Genomic DNA, 18,596 nt, shown 5'->3' with positions numbered 1-18,596 from the left:
ATGGTACCAGTCGAGCCGACCGTCGTAGATCTCGTCAGCGACGAGGTTCTCGTCCTCGAAATGCGCCGGGCCGCCCGCCGGTTCGGTGCGGATTTGCGCCGCGTACTCCAGCCGTTCCTCGCGCCAGCCGTTCTGTTGCGCATCGGGCTCGCCGATTAGCCCCTCGCCCAGGCGACAAACGCCGGTCCGAGCGAGTCGATCGTCGCCGCATCTCCCGGAGCAAGGCCGGGAATGCCGGCCGAAGCGACATTGGCGGGAGCATCTTCGAGGAATGCCAGCAACGCGCCGCCATCCATCAGCCGCCCTGCGACCGAGGCCACCCGCTGGTGAACCTTCGAATGCGCGGTAATATCGGCGTCGGCGGGATCGGTCGGGTCGGGTCGGTCAACCGCGTAGACATCGACGAACTTGGCGTATTCGGCACCGAGCCCGCTCGCGCGCAGCAGCTTGCGCCACCGGCGACCCAGGGCCAGTCGCATGTCGAGCAGCAGCTTGCGGTCGCCATGATCCCAGCCAAGCGGCTGGCGCTCGACCCGGTATTCGAGCGGTTCACTGTCGTCGAAGGGCTGCAACGGGTTGGAACCCGCGGCGAACTGCCGGAACGCCGATTGCTCGATGTGGATCGCGGCCTGCGCCGGACTGCCCGCGTCCTCGCCGATGAATTCCCCCACCTGCCACTGCTTGCACAGGTTCCACAAAGGGTCGCGCACCTCGGCCCGGATCGCCTGATCGAAATCGCGCGAGCGCGGTCGCCCTTCGAGCCGGTTCCAGCGCCGGATCATCGGGATCTGTCGCGCTTCGAGGCTCGCGGCGAGCGCCACGGGCGTGTCGTAGGCGACCGCCTGCCCCTGGATGGTCGCTACCAGTGGATCGCGCTTGGCCATCAGACGATCTCCTCAGCATCGACCCGCGCGAAATTGTTGACCACCGCATAGTTGAGCATGATCGACAGCGGGTGATGCAGCGTCGAGGCGATGGTTGCGGGAACGAACTGGGCATACGGGGTCGCATCGATATGCTCGGGCTCCACGGCGCGACGCTTGGCCGCATCGAGCGTCTCGTTAAGGCCGTCGATAATGTCCGCCCACACCCATCCACCGCGAAAATCCGTTGGCGTCATCAACAGGAAGCCTTGCGGCGGCTCGCTGTTGGGCTGATCGAAATGGAACGCCACGCCGGTGGTGATGTTTTCGGTCGGGATCACTTCGGTCCATTCGTCGATCAGGATGCCGACCTGTGCCGCAGCCGGAGCGAACGGCGCGGCGTGGTGCGCCTGGAACAGCAGCCGGTCGCCATCGATCGCGTAATCGACCGGATAGGTCGCGCCAACCCAGTGCGCGTCGGGAGCATGCGGCAACTGCCACGCATCCAGCGCAATATCGGTCCCCGTCAGGGCCTCGCGCGCCATCGACAGATATTCGAGCCCGGCCATCTGGTCGCGTACCCGCGCGGTGCCGTGCCACCAGGTATCGACCGGATCGGGATCGCCGAGAGTGTCGCGCTGGTGCCGGATCAGGTTGGCCTTGTCGGCTTCGCACAGCGCCAGTTCGGCCTGCTGCTCGGGCGTCAGCGTGAAGCTGGGCAGCGCGACGAATTCCTCGCCGAACAGCGCCTGAAGCGCGCCGATGACCAGGTCTGCCACCGCATCGGGCTGCGCGCCCGCGAGGGCATCGAGCTTGGCCTGCGCCGCAGTGCGCCGCTTCGCGGCGGCTGCCAGCAGCGCCTCGACCGTCGCGACCATCTCGGCCGAGGGCGCGGCGAAGGCCGCCCGCGCTTCGGCAATGTCGAAATCCTCGGGAACGAAATCGGTCAGCGGTAGCGCGGCCTCGAGCTGGGTCAGGTACTGATCGGCATCGTCGGTGCCCAGCGCGACCACCGCTTCGAGTGCGGCCAGCCTTGCCTCGAACGCCTGCACCCGCGTGGCGAGATCGGCGCGCATCGTCGCCGGATCGTCGGGCAAGGGTGTCGTCACCGTGGTCGATATCTGCCGCTCGGCGCGCTGCAACGGCCGGAACACGTCGGCGAATGCGGAGCCGGGAGGAACTGCGTCGTAGCGCGCGATGAACCCGTGGAAATCGTCCAGCCGGCGGTGCCACTCGGCAATCGTGTCGCGCAGCCGGTTGTCGAGCGCGGTGAACCACTGGCGCTTCCAGCGGATGCCGATCGCCCCGTCCAGTTCCCGGAACCCGAATGCCCGCGCACGTTCGACCAGCAGGGCATAGGCGGTGAGCCGCGCCGCCAGCGCGGATCGGATCGCGGCCTGGTTGGCGACCGGATCGTCGAGCTCGGCTTCGATCGGAGCGGCGAATGCCTGCGTGTCGTTTTCGAGCGAGACCAGCGCAGCGAGTGCATCGTCGGCGCGGGCGCGAGGCAGAACGGGAGCGCTGCCCTCCCGTTCGGCGCGGCTGTCGTTGTTGAGCGCGATGTCGCTTGCGCGCAGATCGCGGCCCCGGCTCGCCAGTTGCCGCGCGGCGTCGATCAGCGGCGCAAATTCGAACAGGCTGAGCTTGCCGGCGGGTGCCGTGTCATACTGGACCGCAATCCTGTCACGCGGGCCGACCGGGGCCTGGGTGCGGCGATAATGCGTCTCCACCAGCATATCGAGTGTCGCCAGCGACTGACGATCGTCGAGCTTGAGGTCGTAGAACCAGTCGATCGGTTGCCGCCCCAGGTCGGACAGGGGGATATCGGTGTCGGTCGTTTCGGTTTCGTTGTGAACACGCACGAACACGTCCGACGGATCGGGGCACAGGCTCGCGAGCCAGGCGTTCAGCACCGGCTCCGCCGCACCTCGCACCGTCTGCGCGACAGCGGCCCATGCCGGTCCCGCTGCGGGTGCGGGATCGAGGAACAGCGCCGTCCGCGATGTGATCGCGATCCCTTCGCGCGGGGTGGCGACGAATTCGGACACCGGCGGAAACAGGCCCGAACCATGTGCATCGAGATTCGCCGCAGCGCTATCGGGCTTGCCCTTCAGGGCCTGATGCACGCTTTCCGCCATGGCCAGATCGGCAACCGCGTCGGCGACGTTGCGCAGCCGGTCGACCGCCCCGTCGATCTTCCCCTGTTGCGTCGCATCGGCGGCGGGCATGTCGGCAAGGCCGAAAGGATAGGTCGCGTTGCCGCTATCCTCGATATGCTTGATCAGCTTTTCGCCGTCGACGACGTTGCGCGCTTCGATCGTCTCGATGCTCTCGCCCGGTTGCAGGTCCTGATACGATTTGGTGTTGCGATTGGCGACCAGCGCGAAATGCCGCCGCAGCGCGTAGATGTAGATATCGGTCTCGGCCAGGGCGAAATTCTCGTGCAGTTCGCGTTCGAGCCGGTATCCGAGCAATTCGCCGAGGCTCTGGTCGTTGCGCATCCCTTCGAGCACGGTCATCGCCTGCCGCACCCGCCACGAAGTCAGATTGACCCCGGTGGTCCTGGCGTTTTCCGGGTCGGCGTTGTTGACATATGTGCTGCGCAGGATTGCTGCGGTCTGGGCCTGATCCAGCGACGGCGCGTGGATGTAGCCGAGGTTGTCGGGGTCCTCGACCATCGGGCGCGCGGCGGCATCGAATGCGTCGCGCAGCTCGGGCGGGATGGTGACGGCCACCGGCGCGCTCTGGCGCGGGCGGACATCCTCAAGCCAGCCATACGCCCCGAGATAGATCCCGCGCGCCGGGCCTGCGGCAGCCGCAGCCGCGCCGGTATTGGTCGCAACCGGAACCGGTGCCAGATGATTGCGCATCAGTTCCAGCTGCAACTGGAACACGCCCTGCCGCCAGGCATCGAGCCGATAGGTGCACAGATCGAGATGTTCGATCAGCAGCCGTTCGAGCCGGGCGGTCGGCGTGTCTACGAGACTGCGCAACCCGTCGAGCACGCGGCGATACTCCGCCGCCTCGGGCGCGTGGTTCCAGACGGTCGCAATATGATCGAGCAGGAAGGTGTTGGGATTGCCGGTCACACTCGGAGCCGGGCTGTAGAGTTCGAGATAGCGGCTCGGGCTCCGGGTCTCGGCTTCGGCGATATGCAGGAAACTCGGCTCGCGCCGCGCGGCTGCGGCGGATTCGGCAGCTGGCGCAGCAGCCAGCCGAAGTCGCATGCCGACATCCCAATAGCTCAGCTGCAACGAATGCCGCGCGAGGTGATAAAGCAGCGCGCGCGGCAGCTCGTCATCGGCGAACCCGTCCTGCCGCCGCAGGGCCTCGAGCGACGTCTCCCCGGCATCGAGGAGCCACTTCAGGTAGTTTTCTTCGCTGTCGGTGTAGGCGCGGATCGGATTGGTTTCGCTGATTTCGACATCGTCGACGAGGATCTGGCTCAGCGGTTGCTGCCCGTCGTGAAAGATGAATTTCAGAATCTCGGGCGTGTCGCCGCCCTTCCAGCCCAAGCTCTGCAGCAATTGTCGCCCGGACTCGGTCGACAGGTGCACCCGGAACATCTCGAACAACCCGCCCAGCCCTGGGCGCGGAGCAGGTTGTAATAGTGATCGTGACTGTCGGCGGTGCGGCGATAGAACTCCAGCGAATTGGGCGCGAGACCGAGGATGTCGAGCAGCGTCTGGTGCAAATCGCCCGCGCGCCCGACATGCGCAGTCCGATCGAGCAGGTCGGCAAACTGCTGGTCGGCCTGCTTCATGATGCCGACCAGCCGCAACAGGAAGAACGAATCCCCCGTTTTCGCGCTCAGAAACTGCGTCACCTTGCGCGCCGTGCTTGCTGCGACGTCATCGTCGGTGTCGTGCTTGGGCAGGTACCAGCGGTGCTTCGACCAGGCACCGGCGGGCAGGATGCCGTAAGGCTGATCGGCGATCCGGATCTGGGGCACGCAATCGCGCGCCAGCACATAGTTTTCGAAATAGGTGCGCGTCCGGTCGACCGCTTCCTTGCTCAGGATATCGTCCATCAGCGTGTCGAGCGAATAGCCGATGGTTGCGGGCCAGAGCAGGCGGTTTATTGCGCGCGCCTCGGCCTGGTCACGCCCACCTGCAAACGGCAGCCGCGCCACCGCAGCCGGATCGATGCCGAGCCATTCGGCGAACCATTGCCCGTCGAGCTTGTCGAGCACATCCGCCCGGTCAAGATCGGGCGGGTTGCCGCCGAACATCCGGTCGAACGCTTCCTCGACCTCGTCGCGATCGGAGTAGCCGCTCGGCTTGTCGCTGTTGTTGGTCGGCGTGCCCTGCGGCAGCAGCGAAACACCGCTGCCGCTGAAATGGTGGTGCAGCAGCAGCGTCTCCAGCGCCGCGCTGCTCTCGTCCTCGTCGTCGCGCAGCGACACACCGCACACCAGCAGGCGATCGAACCCGGCGATACGCTCACGGTCCGACAGCGCGATCCTGAACCCCAGCCCCATTTCGACCGCCTTGTCGAAATCGAAGATCCACTGCATCGCCTCGGGCAGCTTGAGCACACCGTCGACCTGCTCGACCTGCTCGGCATCGGGCGCGCTGGGGTCGAAACCCAGTGTCACCGTGCTCGGGATCACCTTGCCGATTTCGCTGCGCACGGTGTCGCCCCGAATCAGCGTCACCACCAGCCGTTCGGGCAGGATGTCGCTGCGCGCGGCCTCGGTCCAGCTTGCCGATTTGACGTCGTCGTCGGCCAGGTTGGGCCATTCGATCCAGGCCAGGACCAGCGTCGTCGCCGACCGGTCGAGTTCGGGGCGCGGCTCCTGGAACCGGCGCGGCTGCGCCGCGACTGCCGCCTGTGCCGCCGGATCACCGATCGCCGCCTTGAGATCGGCCAGCGCGGCATCGGCCACATTCGCATCGTCGGGCTTGCTCCACACCGCCTGCCAATAAGCGGTGACGGCGTCGATCTCGGTCTGCGGCGGCCTGGTTCCTTCGGCGATCAGCAGCAATTCGCCCGCTGCCGGTGCCGCTGGTTCCTCCCCTTCGTTGGCGGGCCGGAAACTGGTGGCGATCCACTGCGCGCGCCCGGTGCCATGGCTGGCCACGAGGTTGCGCCACGCGGCCACCTGCCGGTCGCGATCGCCCGCTGCCGCCCAGTAATCGGTCCAGAAGCTGCGGCCGCTGATGACCTCTTTCTCGCTCAGCTTCTCCTCGAAGCCGTCGACCGCCCAGGCATCGGGATAAACGCGGATCCACAACTCGTCCGCCCCCGGCGCAAAGCGCGTTTCGATGCGCAGCGGCATCAACAGGATCGGATGCGAATCGTCGAACTGGTTCACATGATCGCGCGGATCGAGCATCGGCGCGATGTTCGCGAGCATTTCCAGCTGTTCGGCGTGGAGCTGACCGAACGCGCCCCAGGCCTGTCCGGCCCGCCGACCGGCAGTTTCGATCTGCCGGTCGATCTGACCGGCGATCCCGGCATCCGCGGTGCGTTTGGAGCGGGTCTTGTCGCGCCCCAGCTTCTGGTAATCCTGCGTCGCGGCGTAGGCCTCCCGACGGGCATCGTCGGCGGCATCGCGCGCCTGCTTGAGCGGCGCCAGCTGGGCGGTGAATTCGGGCGTTCGGCTCACTAGGGATTCCTCGGCAGCATGTCACCGGCATGGACCGCGACCATCACCGGCAACTGGTAGAGAACATAGGCGAGGTCGCCCGCATGTGTGGCCGGCGTCCAGGTCACGTGCCGGTCGTCCTCCCACTGCTCGTGGCGTTCGTCGGTCGTCGCCGGTTCGCTCAGCGCGTGGGTCTGCTCCGCCTCAAGATAGCTCGAACCCGCTTCAAGGCTGACGTCGGGCCAGGCGAGATCGCTCCAGGTCGCCAGCGTTACGCCCGCATCGCGCTCGATATCGAGGCCGAAGCGCGGCTCGCCCGGACGCTCCTTGATGATGAAGAACCAGCCGGGATCGTCGCCCGGATTGTCGCCGCTTTCGCCCTGGGCTTCGAGCGCGGTCAGGTCGAACCCGAAGAAGTAGATGTCGGGCCGCGCCTTGGCCTCGTAGATCGGCGTCTTGACCAGGCTTTCGGGCGGGTTGTCTTCCTGCGCCGGGGTCAGTTCGACCGGCATGCGTTCGACCTTGTTGTTGATGCTGCCGTCCGGATTGGTCTGCCATGCAGCCCGCTGGGCGTAGATCACCGCGTTGGGATACCGCTTGAGCAGATCGCCGCGGATCACCAGCACCAGCTCGTTTTCCGCCTCGCCGCCCTTGTCGCGGTGATCGTGATCGCCGAGCTTCGACGCGCGCGGCCAGATGTGGATCGGCGGGATATCGCGCAGCTCCTCGCGCAGCGCCTCGGGATCGGTGCCCGCCTGATCGAAATACGAGCTGACGTCCCAGAACTGCCGGAACGACGTCGCGCAATTGTCGGTCGGATAGCTGCGCCAGTGCATCTCGCGGCAGAATTCGTGATTGAGCCCCAGCATATAGGCTTCGATGAACGGCTGGTTGGTTTCGAGCAGGCTGATCGAGTTCTGCTGCACGAATTGCAGGTTGGGGACGAAATGCTCGTCCGAGATCTCGAGCAAATACTGGTACATCGGCGTATCGAATTCGGGATAGGCCATCACCGGGGCGAAGGTTTCGATCTGGATGTCTGCGATCCGGTCCGGAATCCGGATCAGCGGGCCGAACTTGGCGGGCATCACCACCTTGGGATCGGTCGCCTCGAGCAACTGCCCGGCGAAGGTCGCAATGTTGATCGGGTTGTTCGGACGCACCGGTGCGATCGTGGCGGTCAGCGTCTCGTCGGCATAGGTATCGCGCAGCGCATCCTTGTAACGCCCCAGCTCGGCGCTGTCCGATCCGAGCCCCGGCAGCCGGATCGTCGGTTCCGGCGCGGGCGTCGGCGCATAGGGATCGGCGAGCGCAAAGTCCGGACTGGGCGGCATGTCGTCGACCTCCGCAGGCCGCGGCGATGCCGGACCAACCGTGTCGCCGGTGACCGGATCGGTCGTCACCCCGCCGCCGACCCCTACGGGCCGGGTCCGGATCGTGAATAGGCGATAGCCGAGGAAGATCGCCACCAGCAGCAGCAGCAATGCCAGCGGCCAGTAACCGGCGAAGAACAGCACAAGGATCAGCAGCAGCAGCCCGGCAAAGGCGATCCGCGCATTCCTGACCGTCGGCGGCGTCTTGTCGACCTCGCTCTGCGGAAGATCGGACGGCTTCGGCACGCTTTCGGGCGCGGTCTTGGGCGGCGCGGGTTTCACTTCGCCATCGGCCACGCGGGTGACGATATCCCGGGTCGGCATCGTCCGGCCGACCGCCACGCGCTTGAGCAGCGGCGAACGCGGACGCACCGCCCGGCGCATGGCGCTGCTGAGCATCACCGGCGGCACCACGCTGTCGCGGATCGTCGCCGCCGCACTCATCGGCCCGACCATCAGCCGCCGCGCCATCGGATACATCGTCTGGGTAAAGGTTCCGGCGGCCTTGGCCAGCAGACCCTGGAGGTGGACAGTGTGGAACACCACGCTGGTCGCCAGCCCCAGCCGCACCAGCCGCATCCGGCGGTTGGCCGCGAGCACATCGCCGACCTGTTCCCACGCGCCTTTCATGAAGTCTTCCTGGTGGCGCTGGATCACCTTGGTGCCGAAATTGGCGGTCGCGCGGTGACGCGGATCGAGGTTCGCCTCGTGCAGCCAGTTGTCGTCGTTGGGCAGCGCGCTGCCATCCTCGGCGGTCAGCACCCGCGGGCTGCGCGCATGCCACTGCCCGTAGATCGGCGGCACGATCAGCGGATCGTCGATCTCGGCGGGATCGATCGCGACGCCCGAATTGGCATTCGCGACCCCGGCGGTGGCGCGGTTGTAATCGTCGCCGAGATTGAGGAACGCAGCGAGCTCGCTCTGGAACGCGACCGGATAGGGGTTGTCCCATTCCTCGTATGCGGTCGCCGTGTCCTTTTCCGGCTGGCTCAACGTATCGAACGGAACTTGCAGGGCACCGCCGAGCCGCAGCACGCCCTGCAGCCCGGGCACGTCGATCCCGCTGATATTGCTGCCCGGCGCGGTCACATCGATATTGCGCCGCCCGATACGCGAATCTGCCGGGCGCGGCTTGAGCAGGCGCACCAGGTATTCGAAATCACCGCGCTCGGAGGTTTCGAATTGCCAGCGGAAATAGACCGGGATCGATTGCGGCTCCTGCGCCAAGGCGCCGCCCGGATAGGGCGCACGCCACGCGCCGTGCCGCGCGCCGGGTGCCTGCGTGATATCCAGGCCAAGCCCGGCCAGCCGACCGGTCTCGAATGTCGGGACCAGATACGCGTGATACTGCGTTTTCGGCTCGAGCCGCCGACCGCAGACGATCCGCGCGTAGGCGAGATCCGGGTCGCGGTCGATAAGGTTTGACAGGGCATTGGCGGTCGCTGGGTCCGCCCCCGACTGCACATCGCCACCCGAGAGCGATTCGTTGGTGTGGACATGTGCCCAGGCCCAGCTCTCGGACAGGTCGGGCAGGCTGTCGTCCGGGTTCTCGACGTGGACGAACGGCAGCGGACGTCCCGCCTGGCTGCGGAATTCGTGCTCGTCGGTCTTGAGCACGATCAGCGCGAGCCACGGCTTCAGCCGCTCGCCAGTCGGGGCCTCGGGCGAATAGGCCCACGGCAGGCCTTCGTCGTAGAGCTCGATATAGGGCAGGTAATTCGGTTCGAAATCGGTCACCCAGTGCCGCGGTTCGGTGCGGATGATCTGCCCCTGATCGAGCCCGACGATATCGCCGGGACCGTAGAGTTCCACCTTCTGGTCGATCGTGCCAGACACCGGATTCTCGCCGCCCGATCCGCTCACCGTCAGCCGGACGTTGGTGGTCGCGCGCAGCGACCCGGCGGTGGGATTGTCGAGCGCGTTCGCGAGACCCTGCCGAACCCACGGAACGAAGGAATAGCGCCCCAGGCTCATGCCGCGATCCTCGCTTCGAATGCTTCGACGACGTGCAGCTCGTTGGCATTGGCTGCGCCGCTCGCCACCTGATCGCTCATGAACGCCTCGGCCTCGGCCTGGCTCGCGAAGTTGATGAAGGCCGGGCTCCTGACGAGATTGGTATCGACATTGGCGACCGCATAGGCACCGGGCGCGACGACAACACCATCATCGTGCGGATTGACCTTCTTCTTCGCGGCGTTCGAAACGGCCAGCTGGGTGACAGCCGCTCCCTTGAGGAAGTGCGCGAACAGCGTGCTCGCCAGCCCCCAGTACTTGCGGATCTTGGAGCGAAAGGCGCTGTCTATGACCGACAATTCGTAACGGGTGGTGCGGGTGGTCGCTCCGCCCGATTTCAGCTCGCCGTCGGCGATCCCCAGTTCCAGTCCGCTGGGCTGCGATTCGTACCCCTTGCTCGACAGTTTCTGGCTGTCGCTCAGCTCCTTGTACTGCCCGGTCGCAAAGCTGTCGCGCGTGCCGCCCAGCTTCGCGAACAGCGCGCTGTCGCTGTCGACCGAGAAGCGCTTGCCGTCGCTCACTGCCTGGTTGCCGACCTTGTCGATATCGATATCGAGCGGCACTGCGCGCTGTGCGATCTTGAGCGAGCCGAGCGGGTGCAGGACCAGCGACTCGGTCGGCTCCAGCTCGCGGAGCGTGGTCGCCAGCGTCTGCGAAGGAGGCAGCTGCGCGGTCCAGTTTTCGAGCTTGGCGAATTCGATCTCGAGGATCGGCAGCGCCGGGATCTTGGGCAGGCTCGTATCCTCGCGATCGCCCCAGGTCTCGTCGAAATTGGCGCTGATTTCGAAGAACAGGATCTTGACCGAACCCCTGCCCTTGGCGCGCCACGGAGTCGGCCCTTCGAGCGTGAACTTGAGGTGCACCGAAAGCAGATCGAGCCCCGCCACCTTGAGCGACAGCCCGCCGGAAATCTGCACGATCATATAGAACGGCGAAAACTGGAACAGCGCGTCGAGCGAGAGGTATCCGCTGATCGAGAACGCGCTGAAACCGAAGAAGATATCGAGCTTCGCGCCGAACTGCACGGTGTTGGAGGTGACCGCGAAATAGCCTTCGACCCGGATCCGGCCCCAGCTTTCGTTGAGGATGCTGACCGCGATCCGCCGCGGGGTCGGGAAAGGCAACGGCGGGGGCTGATAGACCGGATGGAATCCGCCGCAAGACACGACGAAATTGGGATCGTTGCCCCACGCGATCAGCAGACCCATTTCGCCTTCGAGGGTCATGAACAGCACCCGCGAGCCGAACAGCGAGGCAAAGAACCACGCGCGGTCCTTGTCGAACTCGATCGCGCCGATGAAGCTCACCTGGATCACCAGCAGCGCCGCACGCTCATCGGGCAGTACCACCTTGAGCACGCCGAGGATCGCGATGTTGCCGGGCGGGATTTCGATCACCACGCCCAGCGACAGCGATACCAGAGTCGGCGTCCCCCACCCGATCTTGGCCAGCGGACCGATCACGAAGGTATCGACCTCGATCGGGAAGTATTTCTTGAGATCGGCGATGATGCTCTGCGCGTTGGCGATCACGTCGGTCGGGAACATGATGTTGTCGAGCGTGCCCGCGCGCACCCCTTCGACCAGCGCATCGAGCGCCATTCCGCGATTGAGGCCGAGGATGCCGCCGACACCCAGCAGCGTGAAGCCGAAGCCAAGCTGGATCCCGGTGCCGAATTCGGCGGTGATGACGATCAGCAGCGAAAAGCCATCGCTGCCGTCGGGCATCTTGGTCGCGATGATCCCGATCGCCTTGACCGACACGATGTTCGCAAGGTTGAGCTCGAGCGCGCCTGCATATTCGCCGTTCTCGTAATCGAAATAGAGGTAGCCGCCCCCGCTGACCGCTCCCGCGTCGAGCGCCAGCCCGGCACCCACCGGCGGTTTGAACTTGCCGGTGATGTTCATCGGCCCGGCATTGCCGCCCTGCCCCGGGAACGCGAGCTCGATCATCCCGCCGATCTGCTCGACGCTCGCGCTCAGCGGACCCAGTTGCGCGTTGATGTTGGTCGCCAGCGCAATCGGGAACTTTCCGCCATCGATACCGAGCGTAAGGGTCAGCGCGTCGAGCTCGATCGGGCCGAGATCGATATGCGCGGGCAGCTGGATGGTCAGCGCGTGGCTGCCGGTGAAGCGCAAGCCGTTGCCAGCGGACCAGCTGATCCCCACGTCGAAATCGGCTTCGAGGTTCACGCCCGACAGCAAGTCCGCGAGGAACCCGTCGGCGCCGTCGGCACTGATCTTCAGCTTGCCGCCTTCGAGCTGCGCCTCGAACCCGACATCGCCATCGGCCTGCCCGCCTGCCCACGCGAATTCGGCGGTGATACCGGCGCGGAATTTCTCGATGAACAACCCAGTCCCGCCGGTGATCCCCAGCAGCGTGATCCGCTCGGCCGGAGCTACCGGCACGAAGCTGAAGCCCATGCCGACTTGTCCGCCGACATCGCCCGAAGGCGGGATCACCACAATATCCGCAGGCGGTCGGATCGAGATGCCGGTCGATGCCGAAAGCGCCGCGCGGGCGTTCACATCGGCCACCAGCCCGTCGGCGACGGGAATTTCGAGCGCAAACCCCTCTGCCATGCCGAGCGTGATTTCGGCATCGAGACCGGGCGGATTGACGCCCTGGGTCGGCATCAGCGAAAAGATCGAGATCTCAAGCCGTGGACGATCGTCGATCCGGACGCGCGATGAAGGCAGACCCAGCGCTTCGAGCAGCGCAGCCAGGCGCGATATCAGCGCTTCGCCATCGAGGCCGTTGGAACCCCAGCCGTACACGTCGGCGACAAGATTTCCGGGATCGGTAAAAAGCATTTCGATCCGGTCGAAACGGAAGCGCTTGCGGTCGAATTCCATGAGCTGGATATTGGGCTCGCCGGCATTCCCGACCTCGATCTCGATCACGCCGAAGAAATGCAGGATCGAAAAGACCACCGTCGCATAGTTCTGAAGGTGCTCGATCAGGACAAGCTCGCTCGTGCGGACCGCGACATCGCCCATGAATGCGCTCAGTTCCGCACCTGATACTCCCGGCAGGCCGATCGTTTCGATTTCGGTGACGATGGTTTCGACCGAGACCACAACCGAGCGGACGAGCTCGACGATTTCCACCGCCTTGGCGACCGTTTCGCCGGTATTCCCGGCATCGATCGCCGCGATCAGTTCGGGCAGCACTTCTCCGAGAGCCGATGCCGAAGAGGCGGTGGTGGCGAACGCGTTCTCGAGTTCCGGCGTGAACACGTCCAGCGGGACGTCGACGCCCAGCATGACGAAGAACCGCCGTGCATATCCCCCTTCGAGGCGGCTGGTGATCGGCTGCGTTGCGACGGCGAGCAGCCGCCCGATCTGTGCCAGTGTGCTATCGTCCATCACCAGCCTCCGGTTGTGCATCGAGTGCGAACATCGCCCAGCGGACGAGGACGATGGCCAGCAGGATCGGGGATGCGAGAATGCCCGCCACACCCAGGACCGTCAGCAGCGCTGCAAACCGCGCTCCGTTCTGACCGTCGGGCTTGAACCGGCTGGTGCGGCGTGCCTTGTCGATGATCTGCACCGACGGCATCACCAGAGTGTCGCGAATGGCGTATCTCAGCCCTGCGTGTCTGCGCATCTGGCGCACGATGGTGGGGGATACGCCGTAGTAGAGCGTATTGACGACATCGATGAAACGTTCGCCCACCGTCCCGCTGCGTTCCAGCTCGCGCCTCAATCGCTGGAGGAACTGCACTTCGGCTGCGTCGCGCGATCCGGCGGCGGCGGTGACCACGATACACCACGACGAACTTGCAGGCGGAGGCGCGGGCAGGATGCTGCCGACCAGCACGAACTTGGCCTCCTCGCAGGGTTTCCCGTCCTTGATGATCCAGAGCATGTAGTAACCCGGCGGGATGAGGTTGCGATCATTGGGGATCGTCACGTCGAATTCGTTGCCGCTCACGTTGGCCGGGGTGAGCGCGATATAGCGCTGCTCCGAATCGGTATGGTGGGTGGCGGCTCCGGGCCGGATCAGCGCCGCTTGCGTATTGGTTGCCGCGAGAGACGAGCGAATACGAAAAGTCTCTCCATAATCAGCGCGGGTCGAATCCGCTCCGCTCTTCTGGATCGCCTCAATGCGCGGACGCGTTCCCGGCGTGAAGAAATACGGCGGTTCGTAAATCTCGTAATCCTTGCGGTTGTAGGTAATGCTCCGGAATGTCCCGCTCCCGGGCGGATCTTCGAGTCCGATGATCGGACCCAACCACATATCGGGGGGCGTGCCGGCCGGATTGGGCGGAAACCCGGGGTAGGAGAAACCGTCGGCCGCATGGTGGATGGGGAATTCGCCATCGACGGTCTGGTCGAAGACGTGGTTCTTGTTGTTGTCGGCGTCGGCACCCCCGGCAATCAGCACGGAACCGTTGGGCAGCAGGACCGCAGCCGCGTGATACATTCGCGCGTGATTGAGCGGCGCTGCAGGCGAAACCGTGTTCGTCGCCGGATCGTACAGCTCGCTGTAGTGCGATTGCGCATTGTCGGCGACGGCTGCCTCTGGCGGGTCCACCGGGTCGGCGGGATTGCGAACGTTACCCGGATAGACGGCGGTCCATTTGTGGCTGTTGTGCCCACCGCAGATGAGCACCTTCTTGTCCGGGAGGATCACCCCGTGACCGTTGATCCGCCCGTGTGCAAGCGTGGGGCCGGCGGTCCAACTGGGGGTCGCGCCCGTCGTGTCGAGAATGGCGGTCGAGGTCGGATCGGCAGCGTCGCGAATATGCGTATACGACGCGCCCTGACGCACGCGGTTGTTCCCGGCTCCCAGCGCTTCGCTTCCGCCGAACAGCAGGATCTTTCCGTCCTGCGCCGGGGGCAGCAAGACGCTCATCCCCTCTTCCCGACGCGGGATCGAAGCCGCCGTTGCCGGTTGCGGCCTCACGTTGGCGTGTGTTTCCCACGATGCCTGGGTCGAGTGGTTCGGAATTCCGATGGAAACCGTTTCCGTGGGAGGATCGATCTCCAGCCCCCAGTTGGTGTGGGTGTAGTAGACCCGCCCATTGGGCGCGAGATGGAGGCCGGGATAGATCGGCAGCTTCAACACCGCGCTGCCGGTCGCTCCACTCGCAAGAGTGCTGACCCGGTAGTTGTTGTTGCCGGTTTGCGGCGTGAGGATCTCGACTATGTCGGAGATACCCGTCCTGCTGCCGACGCCGAATTCCCTTCGGCCGGAGAATACGCCGATCCGGCCATCCCCGAACATGACCGCCGTCGGATACCACCGTCCGTGCGACAATCGCGCCACGTTGGACCCGTCCATGACGGTTTGCCAGTGTCGCTGCCCCGCAGGCGGATCGGGATCGAACAGGTAGAGATACCGTTCGCCGACGCTGGAATGGCCGACATTGGTCCCACCTGGCCCGCGCTCGAAATATTCCGGGTCCGATCCGCCGACCACCATCACCTTGCCATCGTGCGTGTGGACGAAGTGGCAGCAAAACAGGTCCGCATGGAAATGTTCGGTGATGGGATCGTTGGGCAACTGCCCTGCCGTTCCACCTCGCGCCAGCGCGGGATTGTGGAGCGGGAAATCCTGCGAAGCCAGGACGCTGCCCGGATTCTTGTAGTCGAACAGATAGCTCTTGAGCGAATAGTGGCTGTCTTCGACGTGGCCACAAAACCACAGGACCTTGCCGGTGTGAAGCATGACAGCGTGAATGACGAACAGTCCACGCCGGTCGAGGATCAGGTGAGGATCGGTGCTGGGGTCCGGAGGGCTGGTCGTATGGCGACCATCCGTGATGATGACATCGGCAACATTGATCTTGCCCCCGTCAACCCACCGCCCTTCGGTCGCGCTCAATGCATTGCCCCCCGTAGAAATTACGGATTCAAAGAGAATCGAATTGTTGCGATTTTCCCGAAGGCAATGGGAAGCTACGCCTCTGAAATAACGAAGTCAAAACACTTTGTCGTATTTTCAGTATATTTCGCCGCGTAACTTGCAACAGGACAGAATTGGGTACGGAAACTAAAATGGCTAAATTGTGACACGGCGGACTGTTCGCTCGATTTCATGGATCGCACCGTCAATCTGCTCCGGATCGGAAGACGCCTGAGGCGAAGCTTCGACGCGGTCAGCCCAGCCTCGGCTGATCGCGAAAGCCCGGATCGAAGCGGATCGCGAGAATCGCGCGAGGGCTTGGCGCAGGTTCAGCGCGCCAGCCAGCCTCCGTCGACGGCGAGGATGTGCCCCTGCACGTAGCGCGCTGCATCGGACGCGAGGAACACCGCTGCCCCCCGAGATCCGACGGCTCGCCCCACCGCCCGGCCGGTATCCGTTCGAGGATCTGGCGATTGCGGGTTTCGTCCGCCTGCAGCGCGGCGGTGTTGTTGGTCGCGATATAGCCCGGAGCGATCGCGTTCACGGTGATGCCCTTAGCGGCCCATTCGTTCGCCAGCAGCTTGGTCAGACCGCCCACCCCGCTTTTCGAAGCGGTGTAGCTTGCAACCCGGATTCCGCCCTGGAACGTGAGCATCGAGGCGATGTTGATGATCGACCCCCCGCCGTGCTTCGCCATGTGCCGCCCCGCCGCCTGGCAGAGGAAGAAAAGCACCTTGAGGTTGGTGTCGATCACCGCGTCCCAATCGTCCTCGGTGAACTCGAGCGCATCGTTGCGGCGGATGATCCCGGCGTTGTTGACGAGGATGTCGAGCCCGCCGAGGGCGGCAATGGTTTCCTCGACGATGCGCGCGCAGGGCTCGATGGTCGAGAGGTCCGCATTGATGATGGCGGCCTTTCGCCCGGCACTTTCGATAAGCCCCTTGGTCTCGGATGCGTCGCTGCGGGCGACCAGCGCGATGTCGGCTCCCGCCTTGGCAAGAGCGACGGCAATACCCTGCCCGATGCCGGTGTTCGCACCCGTAACGATCGCGACCTTGCCGGAAAGATCGAACATGCCACCCATCGCGATCACAGCGCCTTCAGGTAGGCGCTGATCTCGTCGTCCTGCGAGTTGGGATAGAAGTACTCGGCGAACCGCTCACCCGAAACGGCCGTCCGCACCAGGTCCTGATCGGCGTTTTTCAGCACGGTCAGCATGTCGTGACAGGTGGCCTTCTTGAGATCGGCGAGGACATTGCGGTTCTTGGCCATGACCTCGGCGCGTTCTTTGGGATAGCCGAGGCCGGGCTCGTTCTCGAAGAACTTGCGGAAGCAATCCTGCAGGTTCAGTTCGGCAGCCCAGCCGAAGCCCTTGGCAAATGGCAGTGCCATCGCATTGCCGGCGTTGATCTGGCTGAACAGGAAGGCATCGGTCGGGTCGATTACGAGGCCGCAGAAGACGCCCGGCATCGCATTGCAGGCGAGCATCGATCCCATGCCGGTCCCGCAACCAGTGACGACGAAATCGGCCGCGCCGGAATTGAGCAAGGTGCCCGTCAGAATGCCGTTCATGGGATAGGTCAGGTGCGCCCTGTCTTCGGGCGTATGCATTCCGTAGTGAAACACGTCGTGGCCCATCGGCTCGACCACCGACGTCAGGGCGCCGTGGATGATGTCGCTTTTGGCGGCCTGGCTGTTTTCAATGATGAGGGCGATTTTCATAGCGCGACGCTTCCTTTTGAACGGGATTGGGCGGCCGATTGGACTGGCAATCCGGACGTATACAATTTCGACACATAGGTAACCGGTGTCATAGACGGGTGCAAGCCACTTCTTGGCGACTCATCGAGGCGTTTTCACCGATATATTCGGCGGGATGACGGAGGCGCGCTCGACCAGCTCGGAACGCAGCAGCCAGCGGCGCTGTACGTCCTTGTCGTCGGGAGCGACAAGCTTGCGCGCCGCGGTCCGTGCCATCGCCACGATCGGCCAATGCACCGTCGTGAGGGGTGGCCATACATGGCTCGAAAGCGGCGTGTCGTCGAAACCCACGATCGACAGATCATCGGGGATGAGCAGACCGCTGCGACGCGCTGCGATCATCACCCCGATCGCCATTTCATCGTTCGATGCGAAAATGGCGGTGGGCGGATTGCCGGCGTCGATCAGCGATTGCCCCGCCTCGACTCCGGATTCGAACGTGTATTGCCCGGGTCGCACCAGCTGGGGATCGAGCGCCAGCCCGGCGGCCTCCATCGCCTCTTCGAACCCGGCACGCCTTTCGCGGGGGGAGGTGAATCCCTCCGGCCCTTCGATCAGCGCGATGCGGCTATGCCCTTTGGCGATCAGGTAGGAAACCGCCTCGCGCACAGCCTCGCGGTCGTTCGAGCTCACGCTGTGCGCAGCCTCATCGAGCTTGACCGATCCCATCCGGACGTATCCGCAGCCGAAGTCCCGGCATACGTCCACGATCGCATCGTCTTCGGAAATCGGCGGCAGCAGCACCACGCCGTACGGTTTGTGCCGTTCGAGGAACGCGCGAATATCGTCCGCAAGCGTGTCGGCAGCGCGATCCACCGGCTGCACCATCAGCCCGTATTCGCTGTCCGCCAGGCCTTCGAGGATGCCCTGCTGAACGTTGACCAGGAATTGCGCGTTGGGATTGTCGTGGATCGCCGCGATGATGAAATTGTGCCGCAGCGCCAGCGCGCGCGCCTGAAGATTGGGGACGAAGCCGATCTCCGCGATCACCTGCTCCACGTGCTCGCGGGTCTTGTCGCTGAGCAGCGGCGACTTGTTGATCACCCTGCTGACGGTCTTTTTCGAGACACTGGCGAGGCGCGCGACGTCGTTGATCGTCGGTTTGCCGCTTTTCGCCATAAGTGTCCCTTCGCCCTCCGCTAT

Annotated in this window: 9 protein-coding genes and 1 pseudogene; 1 reads left to right on the top strand and 9 read right to left on the bottom strand. The window is 64.7% G+C overall.

Going from position 1 to position 18,596, the window contains the following annotated elements:
• On the top strand, nucleotides 1-159 hold the full coding sequence (locus tag KDC96_RS01710) for a hypothetical protein (protein ID WP_212450162.1): 159 nt from the start codon (nucleotides 1-3) through the stop codon (nucleotides 157-159).
• Here the strand turns inward: KDC96_RS01710 and KDC96_RS01705 are convergent.
• The 9 genes and pseudogenes from KDC96_RS01705 to KDC96_RS01665 form a co-directional block, all read right to left on the bottom strand.
• On the bottom strand, nucleotides 156-884 hold the full coding sequence (locus KDC96_RS01705; protein ID WP_212450158.1) for a hypothetical protein: 729 nt from the start codon (nucleotides 882-884) through the stop codon (nucleotides 156-158). The genes KDC96_RS01710 and KDC96_RS01705 overlap by 4 nt on opposite strands.
• A complete protein-coding gene (locus tag KDC96_RS01700) occupies nucleotides 884-4,438 on the bottom strand; it encodes a hypothetical protein (RefSeq protein WP_212450156.1) in 3,555 nt (1,184 codons plus the stop codon). The genes KDC96_RS01705 and KDC96_RS01700 overlap by 1 nt, the downstream gene beginning before the upstream one ends.
• Nucleotides 4,342-6,474: a hypothetical protein gene (locus tag KDC96_RS01695; RefSeq protein WP_212450154.1), complete on the bottom strand. Its 2,133-nt coding sequence runs from the start codon at nucleotides 6,472-6,474 to the stop codon at nucleotides 4,342-4,344. The genes KDC96_RS01700 and KDC96_RS01695 overlap by 97 nt, the downstream gene beginning before the upstream one ends.
• Nucleotides 6,474-9,800: a hypothetical protein gene (locus tag KDC96_RS01690; RefSeq protein ID WP_212450152.1), complete on the bottom strand. Its 3,327-nt coding sequence runs from the start codon at nucleotides 9,798-9,800 to the stop codon at nucleotides 6,474-6,476. Before KDC96_RS01690 ends, KDC96_RS01695 begins: the two co-directional genes overlap by 1 nt.
• Nucleotides 9,797-13,207, bottom strand: a complete 3,411-nt coding sequence (locus KDC96_RS01685; RefSeq protein ID WP_212450150.1) for a DUF6603 domain-containing protein — start codon at nucleotides 13,205-13,207, stop codon at nucleotides 9,797-9,799. Before KDC96_RS01685 ends, KDC96_RS01690 begins: the two co-directional genes overlap by 4 nt.
• Entirely contained in the window at nucleotides 13,197-15,671 is a 2,475-nt protein-coding gene (locus KDC96_RS01680) for a galactose oxidase-like domain-containing protein (RefSeq protein ID WP_212450148.1), read from the bottom strand. Before KDC96_RS01680 ends, KDC96_RS01685 begins: the two co-directional genes overlap by 11 nt.
• 350 nt (nucleotides 15,672-16,021) lie before the next feature.
• Nucleotides 16,022-16,776: pseudogene (gene kduD, locus KDC96_RS01675) on the bottom strand (2-dehydro-3-deoxy-D-gluconate 5-dehydrogenase KduD).
• A gap of 5 nt (nucleotides 16,777-16,781) precedes the next feature.
• Entirely contained in the window at nucleotides 16,782-17,414 is a 633-nt protein-coding gene (locus KDC96_RS01670; RefSeq protein WP_212450146.1) for an RpiB/LacA/LacB family sugar-phosphate isomerase, read from the bottom strand.
• A 120-nt stretch (nucleotides 17,415-17,534) separates the two neighbouring features.
• Nucleotides 17,535-18,572, bottom strand: coding sequence for a LacI family DNA-binding transcriptional regulator (locus tag KDC96_RS01665; protein WP_212450144.1), 1,038 nt, complete (start codon nucleotides 18,570-18,572; stop codon nucleotides 17,535-17,537).
• Nucleotides 18,573-18,596 lie beyond the last annotated feature (24 nt).

This window comes from Erythrobacter sp. JK5 (genome assembly GCF_018205975.1).
In the GTDB taxonomy this organism is placed as follows: domain Bacteria; phylum Pseudomonadota; class Alphaproteobacteria; order Sphingomonadales; family Sphingomonadaceae; genus Erythrobacter.
This window is presented reverse-complemented; position numbering and strand designations above follow the sequence as displayed.